Source organism: Paraburkholderia sp. RL17-373-BIF-A (assembly GCF_046030175.1).
Taxonomy (GTDB): Bacteria; Pseudomonadota; Gammaproteobacteria; order Burkholderiales; family Burkholderiaceae; genus Paraburkholderia.
Genome location: NZ_JARESO010000003.1, coordinates 37,759 through 55,640, shown reverse-complemented (window position 1 = coordinate 55,640; position 17,882 = coordinate 37,759). Strand labels below are relative to the sequence as shown.

Genomic DNA, 17,882 nt, shown 5'->3' with positions numbered 1-17,882 from the left:
CTCAGGGCGACGCGTTCTGTTGCACTGGTTTCCGTGGATCAGTCAATTCGCTAGCGGACCAGCCGCCTCCCAGGTCGCCGATCAACGACGCCGCATCGAGCAACCGTGTTTGCTGCACGTTCAACGCGGTCTGCTGAAGATTCAACTGCGTTGCCTGCGCCGTCGCGACCGTCGTGAAGTCCACCGTCCCCGCCTGGTATTCATTGCGCGCGATCTCGGTGCCGCGCGTCGCATCGCGTACGGCACGCTCCAGCACCTCGGCTTGCTGCGCGAGGATGCGCAAGCCGGCGAGGTCGTTCTCCACACCCTGGAACGCCGTCAGGACGGTGCCGCGATAATTGGCCACGGCCGCTTCGTAAGACGCTCTTGCCGCGTCGACCTGCGCGCTGCGCTGGCCGCCGTCGAAAAGCGTTTCGCTCGCCTGCCCGCCCAACGACCACACATAGTTGCTGATGTGCAGCAGGCCGGCCAACGGCGACTGCGTGAACCCGTCCAGCGCGGATAGCGAAATCGTCGGGTAATACGCGGCGACGGCCACGCCGATCGCGGCATTCTGCGCCGCCATCTGACGCTCGGCGGCGGCAATGTCGGGCCGGCGCTCCAGCAGCGTGGACGGCACGCTGACGGGAATGGACGGCAGCGTCGGCAGCGTGGTGTTCGGGGGGACGTCCAGCTCTTCCGGATTCTTGCCGACCAGCACGGCGATCGCATGAACGTTTTGAGCCCGCGCGACGCCCAGCGCAATCAGACTCGATTGCGCCGACTCCAGTTGCGTCTGCGCGGTCACCAGATCGGAAGGCGGCACGGTGCCGGCCTTGTCCTGCTCGGCGACGACGCGCAACGATTGCTCGAACGCATCGACGGTGTGAGTGAGCAAGTCGATATTCGCATCCGTCACGCGCAGATCGATGACCGCGTTCGCCAGCGCGATCTGTTCGGAGAGCGTGGCGTTCGCGAGCGTCGCCTGACTGGCCTGCGCGGTGGCGGCGCTTTCCTCGATGTTGCGGCGCACGAGGCCCCACAGGTCGGGCGCCCAACTGGCGTTGGCTTCGAGCGAGCCGGCGTTGTTGATGCGCTGGAAGCTGCTCGCGCCCGCGCCGGCCAGTGCGCTGCTGTTGAAGTTGCCGGTCGACGAACGTGCGCGGGTCACCGATCCGGTCACGCCGATGGTCGGGAACAGGGCGCTGCGCGCAAGCCGCACTTCGGCGAGCGCCTCCTGGTAGTTCGCATAGTCCTGGCGCACGGTCTGATTCGATACCGACACGAGCGGCTCGAACTCGTTGATGAGCGGGTCGTTGAAGCCCGTCCACCAGTCGCCCTTCGGACGGTCGGCGGCGGGCTGCGCTTCGGTCCAGCCGGGCAGTTCCTTCCATGTGGCGGGCGTGGCGACGGGCGGGCGATGATAGTCGGGGCCGACCATGCAGCCGCCTGTCAACACAGTCGATAAGGCCAGCATCGCGCCGGCCAGTCGGGTGGGGGAGATCGTCTTCATCATGCGCTCGTATCGGGTGCTTCGCCGCGGCGATTCCACGGCAGGCGCGCTGACCATTTCGCGAGTCGCGCGCGCAGCCGGTCGAGGTACAGATAAATCACCGGCGTCGTGTACAACGTGAAAACCTGGCTCACGAGCAGCCCGCCCATGACCGTGACGCCGAGCGGCTGGCGCAGCGACGCGCCCTGGCCGATGCCGATCGCAAGCGGCACCGCGCCCAGCACGGCGGCCGCGGTCGTCATCATGATCGGGCGCAGCCGCACCACCGCGGCCTCGTGAATCGCATCGCGCGCGTTCATGCCGTCGTGGCGCTGCAACTGGATCGCGACATCGACCATCATGATGCCGTTTTTCTTGACGATGCCGATCAGCAGAATGATGCCGATCATCGCGATCACCGAAAAGGGCGTGCCGAAGATCAGCAAGGCGAGTGTCGCGCCGATGCCCGCCGACGGCAGCGTCGACAGAATCGTGAGCGGGTGCACCGTGTTCTCATACAGCACGCCGAGCACGAGATAGACCACCACCAGCGCGGCGAGAATCAGCAAGGGCACGGCGCCCATCGACTGCGCATACGCTTGCGCGGCGCCCGCGAACGCGCCGTGCACCGACGCGGGCATGCCGATGTCGCGCTCGGCCTGCGTGATGAGCTGGCCGGCTTCGCTGAGCGATCCGCCCGCCGGCAGATTGAACGAGATGGTGCCGGCCACGAGGCCGCTCTGGTGGTTCACCTGGGTCGCGGTGTGGCTGTTCGAGAAGGTCATCATCGCGGAGAGCGGGACCATGGTTTCGGCCGCGGTGCTGTCCGCGCTGCCGCTGGAATTGCCGCCCTTGCTGTTCGAGATGCTGTTGGTTTGCTGGTTCGCTTCGGCATCGGCGTTCAGCGAGTTCGTATTTGCGCTGGTGCTCGACGCGCTGCTGACGGCCGCCGCCTGTTGCACGGCGCTGACGGTGGCACGCGACATCTGCGTCTGCTGTGTGCCGTTCGCGTTGCCGGCGGCCGTGCTGAGGTAGATCTGATTGAGCGCTTGCGGATACTGCCAGTAGGCCGGCGCGACTTCCATCACGACGAAGTACTGATTCAGCGGGTTGTAAATGGTCGACACGGTGCGCTGGCCGAAAGCGTCGTACAGCACGTTGTCGATCTGGTTAGGCTGGAATCCGTAGCGCGTGGCGGTCGCGCGGCTGAAGTTCACGTAGGTCTGCAAGCCGTTTTGTTGCAGGTCCGAGTTCACGTCCTCCATCTTGCTACGGTATTTACCGAGCTCAGTCACGAGTTTCGGCACCCACGTGAAGAGTGCGTTGGCATCGTCGCTGGTGAGCGTGTACTGGTATTCGGCAGCGGCCTGGCGTCCGCCGATCTGTAGATCCTGCTGCGCCTGCAGGAAGAGTCGCGCGCCCGAGACGGCGTTGAGCTTCGGCCGCAAGCGGTTGACCACCTCCGTCGCCGACAGATGGCGTTGCGCGAGCGGTTTGAGTTCGATGAACACGTTAGCGGTGTTCAACGCGCGTCCGCCGGTGAAGCCCGCGACCGACGCCACCGCCGGGTCCTGCTTCACGATCGCCTGCAATTGCGCGAGCTTCTTTTCCATCGCGTTGAACGAGACGCTCTGGTCGGCGATGATCTGCCCGATCAGAATGCCGGTGTCCTGTTCCGGGAAGAACGTCGCGGACAGGAAGCGGGCCAGGAACACGTTGAGCACGAGCAGGCCGATCAGCAGCAGGACGACCACGAGTGCGTGGTCGAGCGCCGCCGAGAGCGAGCGGGAATATGCCTGTTTGAAGCGCTCGAACTGCGCCTCGACCCAGCGGGCCCAGCGCGACGGCGAATGCATTGCGCGCTCGCGGCTGAGCAGGTAGGCGCACATGACCGGCGTGATGGTCAGTGAGATCAGCAGCGACAGCAGGATCGCAATCGAGAGCGTGACGGCGAACTCATGAAACAGCAGCCCGACAATGCCGGGCATCAGCAGGATCGGCAGGAACACGGCGATCAGCGAGAGGCTCATCGAGATGACAGTGAAGCCGACCTCGGCGCTGCCGCGCAGCGCGGCTTCCTTCGGATCGAGACCGGCTTCGAGATGACGCACGATGTTCTCCAGCACCACCACGGCATCGTCGACCACGAAGCCGGTGCCGATCGTCAACGCCATCAGCGAGAGGTTGTCGATGCTATAGCCGAGCAGATACATCGGACCGAAGGTGCCGACAATGGAAAGCGGCAGCGCGACCGCCGGAATCAGCGTGGCGCGCGGCGACAGCAGGAACACGAAGACCACGCCCACCACCAGCAGCACCGCGATGAACAGCGTGCGCTCGGTATCGGCCACCGAGGAGCGCACCGACTCCGAGCGGTCGATAGCGACATTCACGTGAATCGTGCTCGGCAACGCGGCTTCAATGATCGGCAGGCGCGCGCGGATCTGCCCGACCGTCTGCACGACGTTGCTGCCCGGCGTCGGATAGACGATCACGAGCACGGCCGACTTGCCGTTGTAGAGGCCGGCATTGCGGATATTCTCGTTCGAGTCGCGCACCTGGGCGACGTCGCGCAGCAACACGGGCGCGCCGTCGCGATAGGCGATCACCACGTCGCGATACGGCGCGGCCTTGCTGATCTGATCGTTCGACGTCACCACGTAGCGCTGCTCGCCCTGGTCGATATGCCCTTTCGCGCTGTTCGCGTTCGCCGCGCCGATCGCCGCGCGCACGTCTTCGAGGCCGATGCCGTAACTGTTCAGCTTGCCCGGCTCCAACTCGACGCGCACCGAGGGCAAGGCGCCGCCGCCGAGCGTGATCTGCCCGACGCCGTCGATCTGCGACAACTGCTGCTGGATCACCGAATCGGCGGAGTCGTAGAGCTGCGCCTTTGTCAGCGTGTCGGAGGTCAGCGCGAGCACCATGATCGGCGCGCCGGCCGGGTTGTACTGGCGATACGTCGGGTTGCTGCGCAGCGTGGTCGGCAGATCGGCGCGCGCGGCCTGGATGGCGGCCTGCACGTCGCGCGCCGCGCCGTTGATATCGCGGTTCAGGCCGAACACGACGATGATCAGCGACGAGCCCACGTAACTGATCGAGGTCAGCTGGCTCACATCGGCGATGGTGGCGAGGCGCCGCTCCAGCGGCTCGGCGACGGTGGCGGCCATGATTTCCGGACTAGCGCCCGCCATGTTCGCCTGCAACGCGATCACCGGAAAGGCGATGTTCGGCAACGGCGCAACCGGCAGGCGGAAATACGCGAGCGCGCCCGAGATCAGGATCGCGACCGCCAGCAGCGCGGTCGCGACCGGGCGCCGGATGAAGAGCGCCGAGATGTTCACGGTGCATTCTCCGGCGGCGCGGCGGCGCCGTCATTCGCGGCGCGGCGCCGGTTCTTCACGCGCTGCGCGGCGCGGTCGAAGAACAGATAGATCACTGGCGTGGTGAAGAGCGTCAGCACCTGGCTGAGCGTGAGTCCGCCGATGATCGCGAGACCGAGCGGCCGGCGCAGTTCCGAGCCGGTGCCGGTGCCGAGCAGCATCGGCAGCGCGCCGAGCATGGCGGCGAGCGTGGTCATCAGGATCGGCCGGAAGCGCAGCAGCGACGCTTCGAAGATCGCTTCACGCGCAGGCTTGCCATGCACGCGCTCCGCCTCGAGCGCGAAGTCGACCATCATGATCGCGTTCTTCTTGACGATGCCGATCAGGAGCACGATGCCGATGATGCCGATCACGTCGAGATCGCTGCCCGCGATCATCAACGCCAGCAGCGCGCCGATGCCGGCCGACGGCAGCGTCGAGAGAATCGTCACCGGGTGGATGTAGCTTTCGTACAGCACGCCGAGCACGATATACACCGCGACCAGCGCGGCGATCAGCAGATACACCTCGCTGGAAAGCGAATCTTCGAACGCCTGGGCCGCGCCCTGGAACGATGTCGTGATCGACGGCGGCAGGTCCACCGCGTGCTCGGCGTCGCGGATCTGCGCCACGGCGGCGCTCAGCGACGCGTCCTGCGCGAGGTTGAACGAGATCGTGACCGCCGGGAACTGCGCGAGGTGGCTGATCAAAAGCGGCGATTGCGTGATGCTGATCTTCGCGATGCCCGACAGTGGCACCTGGCCGGTGCTGCTGGTCTGGCTCGGCAAGTACAGATTGCCGATCGATTGCACGGTGGGTATCGTCTCCGGCTTTGCCACGAGAATCACGCGGTACTGATCGGACTGCTGGAAGATGGTCGAGACGATGCGCTGGCCGAGCGCGTCGTACAGCGCGTTGTCGATCGTGGCCGCCGTGATGCCGTAGCGCGCGGCAAGCTGCCGGTTCACTTCGACGTTCACGCTCAGGCCGTTGGTGTTCAGATCGCTCGTGACGTCCGTGATGGCGGGAATCTGCTTCATGCGCGCAATCAACGCGGGCACGTACTGATCGAACGCCTGCTGGTTCGGCCCGCGCAGCACGAAGTTGTACTGGTTGCGCGAGATCGACGTGTCGAGCGTCAGATCCTGCTCGGGTTGTAGATAAAGGCGGATGCCGGGCACGTCGGCGACTTCCTGCTGGATGCGGCGGCCTATTTCTTCGGCCGTGAGCGAGCGGTCGTCGCGCGGGCGCAGATTGATCAGGAAGCGGCCGTTGTTCAGCGTCGGATTGGTGCCGTCGATGCCGACGTACGAGGTCAGCGACACCACGTCGGGATCCTTCAGAATCGCGTCGGCGAGCGCGCTCTGACGCCGGACCATGGCTGTGTACGAAACCGAGTTGTCGGCCACGCTGATGCCCTGGATCACGCCGACGTCCTGCACCGGGAATAGTCCTTTCGGAATCACGATGTACAGGATCGCCGTGAGCGCGACGGTAATGAGCGCGACCACCAGCGTCAGCGTCTGGTGATCGAGCACCCAGCGCAGGCCGCGTTCATACGCGGCGAGCGTCTTGTCGAACAGGCCCTCGCTGAACCGCTCGAAGCGGCTCGGATGGCGTTGCGCCTGCGCGCGCAACAGACGCGCGCACATCATCGGCACGACGGTCAGCGAGACCACCGCCGAAATCACGATCGTCACCGCGAGCGTGATCGCGAATTCGCTGAAGAGCCGGCCGATCACGCCGCCCATGAACAGGAGCGGGATCAGCACGGCGATCAGCGAGACCGTCAGCGAGAGGATCGTGAAGCCGATCTGCCCGGCGCCTTCGAGCGCGGCTTCGAGCGGCGTCTTGCCTTCCTCCAGATAGCGCACGATGTTCTCGATCATCACGATCGAGTCGTCGACGACGAAGCCCGTCGCGATGATCAGCGCCATCAGCGAGAGGTTGTCGATCGAATAGTTGAGCTGGTACATCACGGCGAGCGTGCCGATCAGCGAGACCGGCACGGAGATGCTCGGAATGATGGTGGCGGGCACGTTGCGCAGGAACATGAAAATCACCAGCACGACCAGCACGACGGCGAGCACGAGTTCGAACGCGGCGTCCGAGACCGATGAGCGGATCACGCCGGTGGTGTTCGCCACCACCGTGACCTGCAGGCCGGCGGGCAGCGTCGATTCGAGCGCCGGCAGTTGCTTCATGATCTGGTTGACGGTGGCGATCACGTTCGCGCCCGGCTGACGCTGCACGTTTAGCACGATGGCCGGCGTGCGGCCGTACCACGCGCCGCGTCCCACGTCCTGCGCGGCCTGGCTCACGCGCGCGACATCGCGCAGATACACGGGCGCGCCGTTCTGATACGCGATCACGGTGGCCAGATAGTCCTGCGGGTCGACGATCTGGTCGTTCGCGTTGATCGTGTAGTCGAGCTCTGGCCCGTCGAAGTTACCTTTCGGCTGGCTGACGTTGACGTTCGCAAGCAGGGTGCGCAGATCGTCGAGATTCAGACCGTAGGCCGCGAGCTTTTGCGGGTCCGCTTCGACGCGCACGGCCGGCACGTTGCCGCCTGCCGTCGTCACGAGACCGACGCCGGGGACCTCGGAAATCTTGGTGGCGAGGCGATTGTTGGCCGTGTCCTGCAACTGCGTCAGCGACATCGACTTCGAGGTGACCGCGAGCGTGAGGATCGGCTGATCGGCCGGGTTGACCTTCGCATAGGTCGGCGGCGCGGGCAGGCCGGTGGGCAGGAAGCTGTTGGCCGCGTTGATCGCCTGCTGCACGTTCTGTTCGGCGATGTCGAGGTTCAGCGAGAGATCGAATTGCAGCGTGATCACCGACGCGCCTTCCGAACTGTAAGACACCATCTGCTGCAAGCCCGGAATCTCGCCGAGCTGGACCTCGAGCGGCGCGGTGACGGTGGTCGCCATCACGTTCGGGCTCGCGCCCGGATAGAAGGTCTGAACCTGGATGGTCGGATAGTCGACGTCGGGTAGCGACGAGACCGGCAGGAAGCGCACCGCGACCAGGCCGACGAGCACGAGCGCGACCATCAGCAGCGACGTCGCTACGGGTCTCAGGATGAACAGGCGGGAGAAGTTCATCGGCGGGGCGGCGTGTTATGAGGCCGTGGACGCCGTGTCGGGCGCGGACGCCGGACGTGTGCGCCGCGCAGTGGACGCGGACCCGGGCGCCGCAGCCGAGGCGCCCGCAGCATCCGAAGCGCCCGCTGTACCCGAAGCCGGCCGCGTCGCCGACGCCTTGATCTTCACGCCGTCGCTCAAGCGGTCCATGCCGTCGGTGACGACCACGTTGCCCGCGGCGAGCCCCGACGTGATCACCGTATGCTGGCCGTCGCCCGGTCCCAGCGTGACCTTGCGCACCGATACCGTGTTGTCGGCGTTGACGAGATACACATAGTCGCCGGGCGCGCCGCTCTGCACGGCGGGCGTCGGCACCAGCACCGCGTTTTGCAGCGTATCGACCAGCAGCTTGACGTTGACGAACTCGTTGGGGAAGAGCGCCTCGTCGTCGTTGGGGACGGTTGCGCGCAGCGTGACGGTGCCGGTCGCGGTTGCCATCTGGTTGTTGATCGCGTACAGCGTGCCGGTGGCGATTTGCCGGGAATTGTCGCTGCTGAATACGGCGACGGGTAGCTGCGCGCCGGCGTTGATGCGTTGCAGCACCTTGTCGAGCGCGGTTTGCGGCACGGTGAATTCGACGGTGGTCGGCTTCATCGTCGTGATCACCGCAATGCCCGGTTGGCTCGACGCGGTCACGTAGTTGCCCGGGTCGACGAGGCGCAGTCCGACCCGCCCCGACACCGGCGCGGTGATATGGCAGTAGAGCAGGTCGAGAACGAATTGCGCGACGTTGGCTTCGTCGGCCTTGACCGCCGCTTCGTCCTGCTGGACGAGAAACTGCTGATCCGCATAGGTCTGTTCGGCGATCGACTTGCGTTCGTTGAGTTGCGTAAAGCGCGCGAGATCGGCGCGCGCCTGGGCGAGCGCCGCTTTGTCCTTGGCGAGTTGCGCCTCGGCTTGCCGCTTGCTGATTTCGTATTGGCGCGAGTCGATCTGCGCGAGGAATTGCCCTTTCTCGACGTCCTGACCTTCGCGATAGCCGACGGCGGTCAGGTAGCCGCTCAGTTGCGGCAGCACGGTCACGGTGGCGACCGGCGTCACGGTGCCCAGTTCGCTCAGCGTCTCCGGCATCGGTCCCGTGGTGGCGGCGGCGACCGTCACGACCTGGGGTGCCACGCCGGGCTTGGGCGCCTTCGAGCGCAACAGATGAAACACCACCAGCGCGATCAGCGCGAGCACCACGAGCGCCAGCACGATACGGCCGCGCCGCGGACGCTTGACCGGGATTGACGACACTTCGCTCATGACGGTCTCCCGCCGGATCCGTGGCACCCGGCGACCGCCGTCGAGGAACGGCCCGGCCAATTGCTGTCGAAGAGCGTCATACGAACTCCCAGGATGGGGCATCGCCGTCGCCGGCGACAGGAATCCAGACAATCACTAGCAGAGTCTATCCGACTGTGGAGCTAGTTCTCACGACAGTACCTTGACGGGCGTTTCGATTTGTTACGGTCGGCCAGGCCGTGGCGCCTTACCGTCTGTCCAGGCGCGAGCGCGAGCATCCGGAAAAAAGTAGCGGCGACGCGGGACGTCGTCGGGCACCAGCGAAGCACGCGCGCCGTGCCGACATGTAACCACGTAACTTGGCGCAACAGAACCGTAGCCTGAATGTCGGACTCGCGAACTAGCATCACGGCATTGTCCAGTCTCAACCGACGAGGTAACCGATGCTGAGCCATCATGAACTCGCGACACTGCTGCGTCTCGCGGACACCGAGCGGCGTCCGGAGGCGATCGATCCCGACGTGCTCGCCCTGAGCCGATACGATCTGATCGAAATCGACCGGCGCGAGGAGGGCGTGATAGTGGGCGGCACGTCGACGCTGCGGTTGACGAGCCGGGGCCGTGAACTCGTGCGCCGGCTGTTCGGTGGTGGCGACCGCGACGGCGCGTGAACGGAGTCCCTTGCGCCGTCGCGTGCGTCCCGCATCACATGAGATCGGGACGCGGAGCGGGCGTGCGTCTGATCTGCCGCGCCAGCGTGTCGCGATAGATGCCCGGCACGGCGGCCAGCTCGGCCGGCGTGCCTTGCTGAACGACACGGCCGCGGTTGAGCACCACGATCCGGTCGAAGGACTGCAACGTCGACAGCCGGTGAGCGATCGCGACGACGGTGCGATGCTTCATGAGCCGTTCGAGCGCCGCCTGAATGGCGATCTCCGATGCGGTATCGAGCGCCGACGTCGCTTCGTCGAGCAGCAGGATGGGCGAGTCTTTCAGAATGGCCCGGGCGATCGCGATGCGCTGGCGCTGTCCGCCAGAGAGTTTGGTGCCGCGGTCGCCCGCGACGGTGTTGAGCCCTTCGGGCATCGCGTTGATGAAATCGAGGCAATAGGCGTCCTCGCACGCGCGGCGCACGTCGGCCTCGCTCGCGTCGGGACAGCCGTAGCGGATGTTGTCCAGCAGCGAGCGGTGAAACAGGGAAACGTCCTGCGGCACGACCGAGATGGCGCCTTGCAAGCTTTGCAACGTGACATGCGCAATGTCCTGGCCCGAAATCCGCACGTACCCGGAGCCCGGTTCGTAGAAGTGCTGCAGGAGCGCGAGGATGGTCGATTTTCCCGCCCCCGAGGGGCCGACGAGACCGACGCGCTCGCCCGCGCCGATATGCAGGTTCAGGCCGGTCAACACCGGGCGGCGCCCCGGATACGCGAACGTCACGTCTTCGAAGTCCACGGTGGCGCGCCGGACTTCGAGCGCCGCCGCCCTGGTCGGCTCGGGCATGGCGTGCGGGATCAGCAGTGTCTGCGACGCTTCGCCAAGCCGGGCGACATGCTGGGTCAGGTCGACGAACGCCACGGCAATATCGCGCGAGCCGTGCAGGATCGAGAAACCGAGTGAGCCGACCAGAACGACGTCGCCGGTGGTCGCACGGCCGACGCTCCACAGCCACACGGTCCACCCGAGCACGCAAGTCGACAGAATGCAGGTGGCGAACGCGTGCAACAGGCGCAGTTTCTCGAGATAGAGCAGGCTGCGCTTGCGGGCATCGCCTTCGGCGGCGAGCAGCGCGTCGAAGCGCCCCCGCTCCATCACCACGGCGCAGAAGGCGCGGACCAGCCCCATATTGCCGATGACGTCCACGAGTTCGCCGTCGACCGAGGCAGCCTGCGCGGCGAACGCCTCGTGCCGGGCGGTGCCTTTGCGCGCCAGCAGGAACAGGCAGAAAGCCAGCCCGACCGAAATCGCGACCAGCGTGAGGCTCATGGGAATGCTGACCACGCCGACCATGACGATCGCCCCGACCACGGTCAGGCACGGCGGAAAGGCCGTCCACGCCACCGTGTTTTCGATCACGTACACCGCGTTGGCCGTCGCCGATATCCGGCTCGACAGGACGCCGGGTTGCTTGTCGGCGAAGAAGGTCGGGGCGTGCACGGTGAGATAGTCGAACATCTCGCGCCGGATGTCGCCTGTCACCGCCACGAACGTGCGCGCCGAGATCCATCCGGCAATGCGCCAGAAGAGATTGTCGGCGAGGATCAGCGCGACGAGCACGGCAAACGCGTGAATCACCTGTTGCGGATGGGCGCGGCCGCCCGGCAACGCGTCGATCAGATTGCGGATCCCATATTGCGATGCGAGTGCACAGCCGACCGCTGCCACGACGCTGGCCAGCACGATGGCGTGCGCCAGCTTGCGACGGGCTACGTAGCGCCAGATCAGCCGGATGGGCCGCCCGGCGTATCGCGACAGCACGCGGGACTGCCGCCGCCTGCGCACGCGCCCGGCCCGGCCGGTATCGCCATCGTTGGTCAATTCCATGACACCGCTTCCCCTTGGTGGAAGGAGTCGGGCGTCCATGCTGTGCCACCCCGACGGGCAGCCGACAGTCGAGAAGTCCGGTTCCGGCAGCACGCAAGCGGCGTGCCTTCGCAAGCAGCGAGCCGGTCTGACCGGCGGCGATGCATATTGGGTAAGGGCGTGCGGTGTTTCCCCCGGTTTTTGTCTGACGCGATACCCTATACTTCCAAACTCCAAATCGGTTCGGCGCTTGTCACCGGCAAGCCGTTTTTATCATCCGCAACGTGGGCTCCGTGCAATGTCGACCCGCCGCCATCCGCTGGGAATGCGATGAGTGACCCTATGCAGCCGCCGTTTTCCATTCTCTTCGTCGACGACGACGAGATGTCGCGCAACCACTTCGCGCGCGCGATGAGTGCCGATTACAAAGTGTATGTCGCCCAAAGCGCCGACGAGGCGATGACGGTGCTAGGCAAGCACGCTTCGGAAATTGCGGTGCTGGTGACGGACTTCCGCATGCCGGGCCGCGACGGCGACGATCTGTTGCGCCAGGTGGCGCAGGAGTATCCGCAAATCGTGCGCATTCTCGTGACCGCCTATGCGGACAAGGACATGCTGCTGCAAACGGTCAATACGGGCGACGTGTTCCGCATTATCGAAAAGCCGCTGCGAACGGACATGGTGCGCGAGGTTCTGCAACTGGCAACCGCGCGCTATACGGAGCGGGAAACGCGTCAACAGCGGCTGCTGGCAATGGACGAGACGCTCGCTTTTCTCGCCCACGAGCTGAATACGCCGTTGGCGACGATCTCGCTGTTCGCGCGCTCCGTCGAGAACGACGTGGCCGAGCAATACGACCCGGAGCGTCAACGGGAGATCGGCCTCGCGGCAAAGTCGATGCTGAACAACGCCCAGTATTGCCTGACGCTGATCTCGTCTTTCTGGGCGACGGTGCACAAGAGCGGCGGCCAGAAGTCCGCCTCGGGCGGTGGCACGCGCGCGGTCAGAGCGACGCGGTTGATCGCCACGCTGCTCGACACCTATCCGTTTGTCGCGTCGCAGCGCGATTGGGTGAAGGTCGACGTGGAAGGGGATTTTGTCGTGCACGCCATGCCCAATTGCGTGGCGCTCGTGCTGTCTTCACTGCTGTCCAACGCGCTGCGCGCGCTCGACGGCACCAGCGCGCCTTCGTTGCGCCTCGAAGTGGTGGCTTTCCCTGAACCGGAGATCCGCATTCGCGACAATGGCCCGGGAATCGCGCCAGAGGTCAAAGCACGTTTGCTGCAGGATCCGGTCACCACTTACGCCGGCGCCGGCGGCCACGGCATGGGCATGATCTTCTGCAACCGCATTATGCAATCGTTCGGCGGCTGCCTGCGGATCGAATCCACGGTCGGTGCGGGGACCACGGTGACCATGGGCTTTCCCAGTTTCAATAGCCACATGCACACCGCTGACGACGAAGAACCGTCCGACAGTCAGGTGGCCTCGCGATGAAATCGAATGGCCTGGATGGCCGCTTGTGTCACCGCTTGCATCACCACTAGTCGCTCAGAAAATCCCGATGATCGCGGCGTGCCTTGGCCGTGGCGAAATACGTCTGCAACGCATCGGTTGAACGCTCGCTCAAGATGCAGATGCGCGCGAGCCAGTCGGTTTCCACCGGCCATTCGCCTTCCACCACGCGCGGATAGATTTGCCGCGCGAACTGATGCAGCGCTCTTGCGCCGATATTGCCGCTGACGCCCAGCAGGAGGTGCAGCGCGCCGTGCGTCGATTCGAGGTCGACAGCCGCGACACTGGCCGCCAGCCGGGGCACGAGCTGGCGAATCTGCTCGATGCCTTTGAGGAACGATTCGTCGAGCAGATCGAGCGACGCCAGTTCTTCGAGGTGTTTCTCGTCGAGCAGTTCGCTTTCGCTCACGATCGGCAGCTTGCCCGCCGGCATGGCCGGTGGCGTCGGCGGTAGACCGGCTTCCGTCGGCGCGTTCGAGCCACGTTGCCGTGCAAACTGTCTCGCAAGGCACGCATAGAGAGAACTGGCTTGCACGGGTTTGATCATGACTTCGTTCATGCCCACTGCCAGACAGGTCTGGACCGCCTTGATATCGGACTGGCTGGTCAAGGCGATGATCGGCAGGGTGGCGTACGAATCGGCACGGGCGCGAATCGATGCGGTCGTTTCCAGGCCGCCCATTCCCGGCATATTCATATCCATGACGATCGCGTCGATCACGCCGTCCGCCTGCAGATGCGCGAGCACGGCCTGCCCATGCTCGGCCTCGACGACGCTCGCGCCGCATCGCTCCAGATAGGCTTTGGCCACCAGCCGGCTGTAGGTGTCGTCGTCCGCGACCAGGATCGATTTGCCGGAGAACGCGTCGGATTTCTGGCTCAAGTGGTGCCGGTTGCCGTTTTCGAAAAGCGCCTGGAGCGTCGTGATCAATTCGAGCACGCTGCAGGATTTGCTGATGATTTCGTCCATGCCGGCTCGGCGGGCGAGCACGCGCACCACCGTGCCGGGCTCGGCCGTATAGGCGGCGATCAGGACATTCCAGCTCGGATAATCGTGACCGGCGCGAATTCTCTCGGCGGTCGCGTAGCCATCCAGAACCGGCATGTTGATGTCCATCAACACGAGGTCGTAAGGGGCCGATTCCCGAAGCACGCTCAACGCGATCGCGCCGTTTTCCGCTTCACTCAGGTATGCGCCCACTTTCGACAGCGCACGGCAGGCTCGCGCGCGCTGACCCGCGTCGTCGTCCACGATGAGAATGCGCTTGTCTTTGAAGACCGGCGTGGCGCGTTCGAAAATCTGCCGCTCGTGGTCCACGATTTCGCTCTTCGGGACGACGGGAAACTGCAGCGTGAATTCCGTGAATTTGCCGACTTCCGAACGGCAACTGATGCTGCCGCCGAAGGCGCGCATCGCGCGCTGGCAATAGGCGAGTCCGAGTCCTGTGCCGTCCGAATTGCCCGCTGTACGGAAGGGCTCGAACAGATGCGACAGCATGTCGGGCGCAATGCCGGGACCGGTGTCGCGAACCATGACCGACTGCTGCTCGATCGTCAGCGTGAGCGTGGCCGCCGGGTGCGTAGCGATGTGATGCAGCGCGTTCTTGATCAGGTTGAACAGGGTGAACAGATAGACGGTTTCGTCGACCTTGAAGGTGAAGTCTTCCCGCACCACGAGCCTGACCTTGTCGCGCTCCTTCTCGTCGCCGAAGCCGTATTCTTCCAGCGCCTTACGCGTGGTGCTCGTCGCACTCAGATACGTGAGGTAATCCGGGCGAATGGGTTTGGCGCTGACTTCGTCGAGCGTCATGGCGATGATGCGCAGGCCACGCTCGATCGACAACTGCCCTTGAGCGAGATGGCGATAAAGCCCCGCGGCGCTCTCGGCACTGTCGTGGCTATCGTGCCTGTCGTGTGTGAGTGCCAGCGGCCGGTTGGAGCCCATTGTCGCGGGCAGGGCTTCTTCCACGCGATCCAGCACGTAGCGCAACTGGCTGAGAGGGTTGCGCATTTCATGAGCGATCGAACCGGCAAGGGCCTGCAACGCACGGTTCTTTTCGACGAAGATGCGCCCTTTGCTGATCGCATGGCTGAAGGCCATGCTGCACAGAACGACGACCGGCAGCAAGGCGAGATTCGATTGATCGGCGGCGGTCACGACAATCGGAACCGGCGAACTGATCACCGCGGCGAGCGCCCCGGAGAATACGCCGATGCCGATGCAGCCCATCAGCAAAAGCGGATTGTCGATGCACAGCGCCATGATGAAGATCATCATGACCTCGGTCATCATCCACATGGTGGAGAATGCATTTCTGATCGCGAGAAAAGTGCAAACGAATGGCAGTACGTAGATCAGGCAGCAATGCCAATAGATCAGCAGGTAATGGTTGAACCGCTTCGGCCAATGCGCCTGGAAAATCAACGGAATGCAGACGAGCGCCGCACTCAGTCGAAGGGAGAGATTGTCGTAAGGTTGCGGCAGGACATAGGTCCAGACTACGTAGTAGATGGGGTGGCACAGGAGGCCCAGTGCGCCGCCCCATCGTATTGCAAACCGGCTTCGTTCCAGCACGTCCCGCATGCTCTCGCGCGGTATTACCATCAGGCCTCCAATGACGTTTACGAGCCCATCAATTCTCGCTTGCCGCGAAGTTGTGCATCCAGTTCGATCGGCGAGCCGTTTTTCCCATGAAAAGGGCCGACCGCAAAGCCGTACTTCTTCAGCAGGCTGTGCGTGTAGGAGACGGACCACACGGGCGGGCTGCCGATGATGAAGTCGGACGCAATGCCTTCCTGCCAGGCGGAGTAGCCTTCGGCGAAACAGGTATAGCAATCGCGCGTGGTCGGCAGCCGGAACGGGAAGGTGGTGTTGAGTCCGGCCGGCCCACGGGCGAAGCACTCAATATATAGCGTATGACCGCGTGACGCGAGTTCAGCCTCGACGCTCGCCGCCCGGGGGTGCGAGTCGTCGATCCAGAACTGCGCGCGCTTGAGATCGGCTGCGGTGAGGTAGGGCACGCTGGTGCTGCTCGCCAGAATGGCGCCGTCGAAGTCCGGCAAGGGGGTGTTCGGACTGAACGTGTGCACGGAAACCCGCGTTTTGCCGAGCAGGTCCGACGCCATCAACTCCTTGGCTTGCTCCGTGAGCAGGTTCACCTTGTCCGGCAGATCGATCAGAACAAGCTCGCGCGGTGCATCTTTGTAGAGCGCGTATTTGGCCACCGTCGTGCCGAGCCGGCCGGCCGCACCGAATAGAGCAAGCTTGGTCTTGCCGAACTCGAGGTCGAGTTCATTGCAGCAGTGCATGGCCCAGTCTTTCAGCATCGCCGCGGTGGCGGCGTGACCCGTGGTGATATGCGGCGGCTTGGTATCGCGCGGCAGTGCGCCGTAGTTGCAGGCGTATGGCGTGGAGGCGCCCATTGCCACCATGTTCAGGCCCGCTTGTCTTGCCAGCTCCAGTGCCGGAAAAAATTGCGTCTCGCGGAATCGCTTGATGCCGCGCGGGCTGCCGAGCCATAGCTCGAGCGGAACCGGACAGGCAATATTGGCCCCGATGATCTGGGAGCCCGAATAGATCGGTGAGGCAATGAAAGGCTTGGTGTTCCAAAGCTCTTCTTCGAAAGACGCGTTTCTGTGCTTCACATTGTGAAATGAAAACGAAAGTGTCTCCCAGTCGGTAGCGTGAAATAAAAACCCGACGCCGCCTTGGCCGGCGGGCAGGTTGTCCCGGATCTCGTCCGGGCTGATGGTGTGTTTAAGTGCCAAGGGGGCGCCCGTTTGAAGTTGACGAACCCCGGTTTGCTCTTCGGAATAGGCCATTACTTCGTGGTGAACAGAAGTTCTCATTTGATTTTCCCTTTGATTGAATCTCACGCTGAACAGTTAGCGCGACAAAGCCGACCGGCGTGTTGGATGGTCGACCCTTCAACTCTAGAGAAAACTGATGCGATGTGCCCGTCTGTTGGTTCGCATTGCCGAGAATGGGGGGCGTCGCGCGATCAGGTCGAACACGGTTGCGTGTGCATTCGAGTTCTTGACGGGTCGGCCGGGCGCCGCTGCCGGCAAGCCAGGCAAGCACCCGGCCGTGTCTTGCATGGCAGCGCTTCGATCTGGCAGATGTTTCTAGTGAGAAGACGGGTTGACCAGACGGGGCGCTGAAATCAAAATCTTTCCATTGGAAAATTTTAAGCGGGCGTATGAATGAACGTTTGAAAATGAATGGCTACCGTGCCAACCCGGCGTCGATCGATTTCGAAGTCGACTGCGGCCCGCTGCCTGTGCGCGGCGAGTTGCCCTCCAGGCTGGCGGGCGTGCTGGTCCGCAACGGCCCGAATCCGCTTCATCCCGATCCGGTGCAGCACTGGTTTGCGGGGCATGGGATGGTCCATTGCTTCGAGTTCGCGAACGGTGGCGTGACGTACCGGAACTGCTGGGTACACACGCAGCGCTGGCTTGCCGAACGGGCGAGTGTGGCCGTCGACGTCGGGCCTTCGGCGCGCGGCCGCAGCAACGATGGAAATTCCGCACCGCGTGCCGAACGGTTTTCATGGCAACCGGGTGGCGGCGCGCAAATAGCCCGCGTGAACGGCGCGTTACGCCGGAGCACGCGAGCTAGTTGATCCACCCGGATTGGCAACGTTTGCACGA

General features: G+C 64.2%; 10 protein-coding genes. 3 read left to right on the top strand and 7 right to left on the bottom strand.

Annotated elements, in window-relative coordinates; genetic code table 11:
* Nucleotide 1: 1 nt before the first annotated feature.
* Genes P0D80_RS04410 through P0D80_RS04395 form a run of 4 tightly spaced genes read right to left on the bottom strand, consistent with a single transcriptional unit; the run spans nucleotide 2 to nucleotide 9,218 of the window.
* Nucleotides 2-1,495 carry an efflux transporter outer membrane subunit gene (locus tag P0D80_RS04410; RefSeq protein WP_408281571.1) on the bottom strand — a complete coding sequence of 498 codons (1,494 nt, stop codon included), beginning with the start codon at nucleotides 1,493-1,495 and terminating at the stop codon, nucleotides 2-4.
* On the bottom strand, nucleotides 1,492-4,812 hold the full coding sequence (locus P0D80_RS04405; protein ID WP_132382633.1) for an efflux RND transporter permease subunit: 3,321 nt from the start codon (nucleotides 4,810-4,812) through the stop codon (nucleotides 1,492-1,494). The genes P0D80_RS04410 and P0D80_RS04405 overlap by 4 nt, the downstream gene beginning before the upstream one ends.
* On the bottom strand, nucleotides 4,809-7,934 hold the full coding sequence (locus P0D80_RS04400) for an efflux RND transporter permease subunit (protein ID WP_408281567.1): 3,126 nt from the start codon (nucleotides 7,932-7,934) through the stop codon (nucleotides 4,809-4,811). Before P0D80_RS04400 ends, P0D80_RS04405 begins: the two co-directional genes overlap by 4 nt.
* 15 nt (nucleotides 7,935-7,949) lie before the next feature.
* Complete coding sequence (locus tag P0D80_RS04395) at nucleotides 7,950-9,218, bottom strand: efflux RND transporter periplasmic adaptor subunit (RefSeq protein ID WP_408281565.1); 1,269 nt, start codon at nucleotides 9,216-9,218, stop codon at nucleotides 7,950-7,952.
* Between the two features lie 422 nt (nucleotides 9,219-9,640).
* On the opposite strand from P0D80_RS04395, the gene P0D80_RS04390 reads away from it, so the two are divergent.
* Complete coding sequence (locus P0D80_RS04390; RefSeq protein WP_132382639.1) at nucleotides 9,641-9,868, top strand: hypothetical protein; 228 nt, start codon at nucleotides 9,641-9,643, stop codon at nucleotides 9,866-9,868.
* 34 nt (nucleotides 9,869-9,902) lie between these two features.
* Here P0D80_RS04390 and P0D80_RS04385 read toward each other — a convergent pair whose 3' ends face one another.
* The gene (locus tag P0D80_RS04385) at nucleotides 9,903-11,738 is read right to left on the bottom strand and encodes an ABC transporter ATP-binding protein (RefSeq protein WP_408281945.1); all 1,836 of its coding nucleotides are present in this window, start codon (nucleotides 11,736-11,738) and stop codon (nucleotides 9,903-9,905) included.
* A gap of 309 nt (nucleotides 11,739-12,047) precedes the next feature.
* Between P0D80_RS04385 and P0D80_RS04380 the strand changes: the two genes are divergently transcribed.
* Nucleotides 12,048-13,214 carry a hybrid sensor histidine kinase/response regulator gene (locus tag P0D80_RS04380; RefSeq protein WP_132382643.1) on the top strand — a complete coding sequence of 389 codons (1,167 nt, stop codon included), beginning with the start codon at nucleotides 12,048-12,050 and terminating at the stop codon, nucleotides 13,212-13,214.
* 46 nt (nucleotides 13,215-13,260) lie between these two features.
* Here P0D80_RS04380 and P0D80_RS04375 read toward each other — a convergent pair whose 3' ends face one another.
* The gene (locus P0D80_RS04375; protein ID WP_408281561.1) at nucleotides 13,261-15,837 is read right to left on the bottom strand and encodes an ATP-binding response regulator; all 2,577 of its coding nucleotides are present in this window, start codon (nucleotides 15,835-15,837) and stop codon (nucleotides 13,261-13,263) included.
* A 17-nt stretch (nucleotides 15,838-15,854) separates the two neighbouring features.
* A complete protein-coding gene (locus P0D80_RS04370; protein ID WP_408281559.1) occupies nucleotides 15,855-17,054 on the bottom strand; it encodes a hypothetical protein in 1,200 nt (399 codons plus the stop codon).
* A gap of 395 nt (nucleotides 17,055-17,449) precedes the next feature.
* On the opposite strand from P0D80_RS04370, the gene P0D80_RS04365 reads away from it, so the two are divergent.
* On the top strand, nucleotides 17,450-17,854 hold the full coding sequence (locus P0D80_RS04365) for a carotenoid oxygenase family protein (protein ID WP_408281557.1): 405 nt from the start codon (nucleotides 17,450-17,452) through the stop codon (nucleotides 17,852-17,854).
* Nucleotides 17,855-17,882 lie beyond the last annotated feature (28 nt).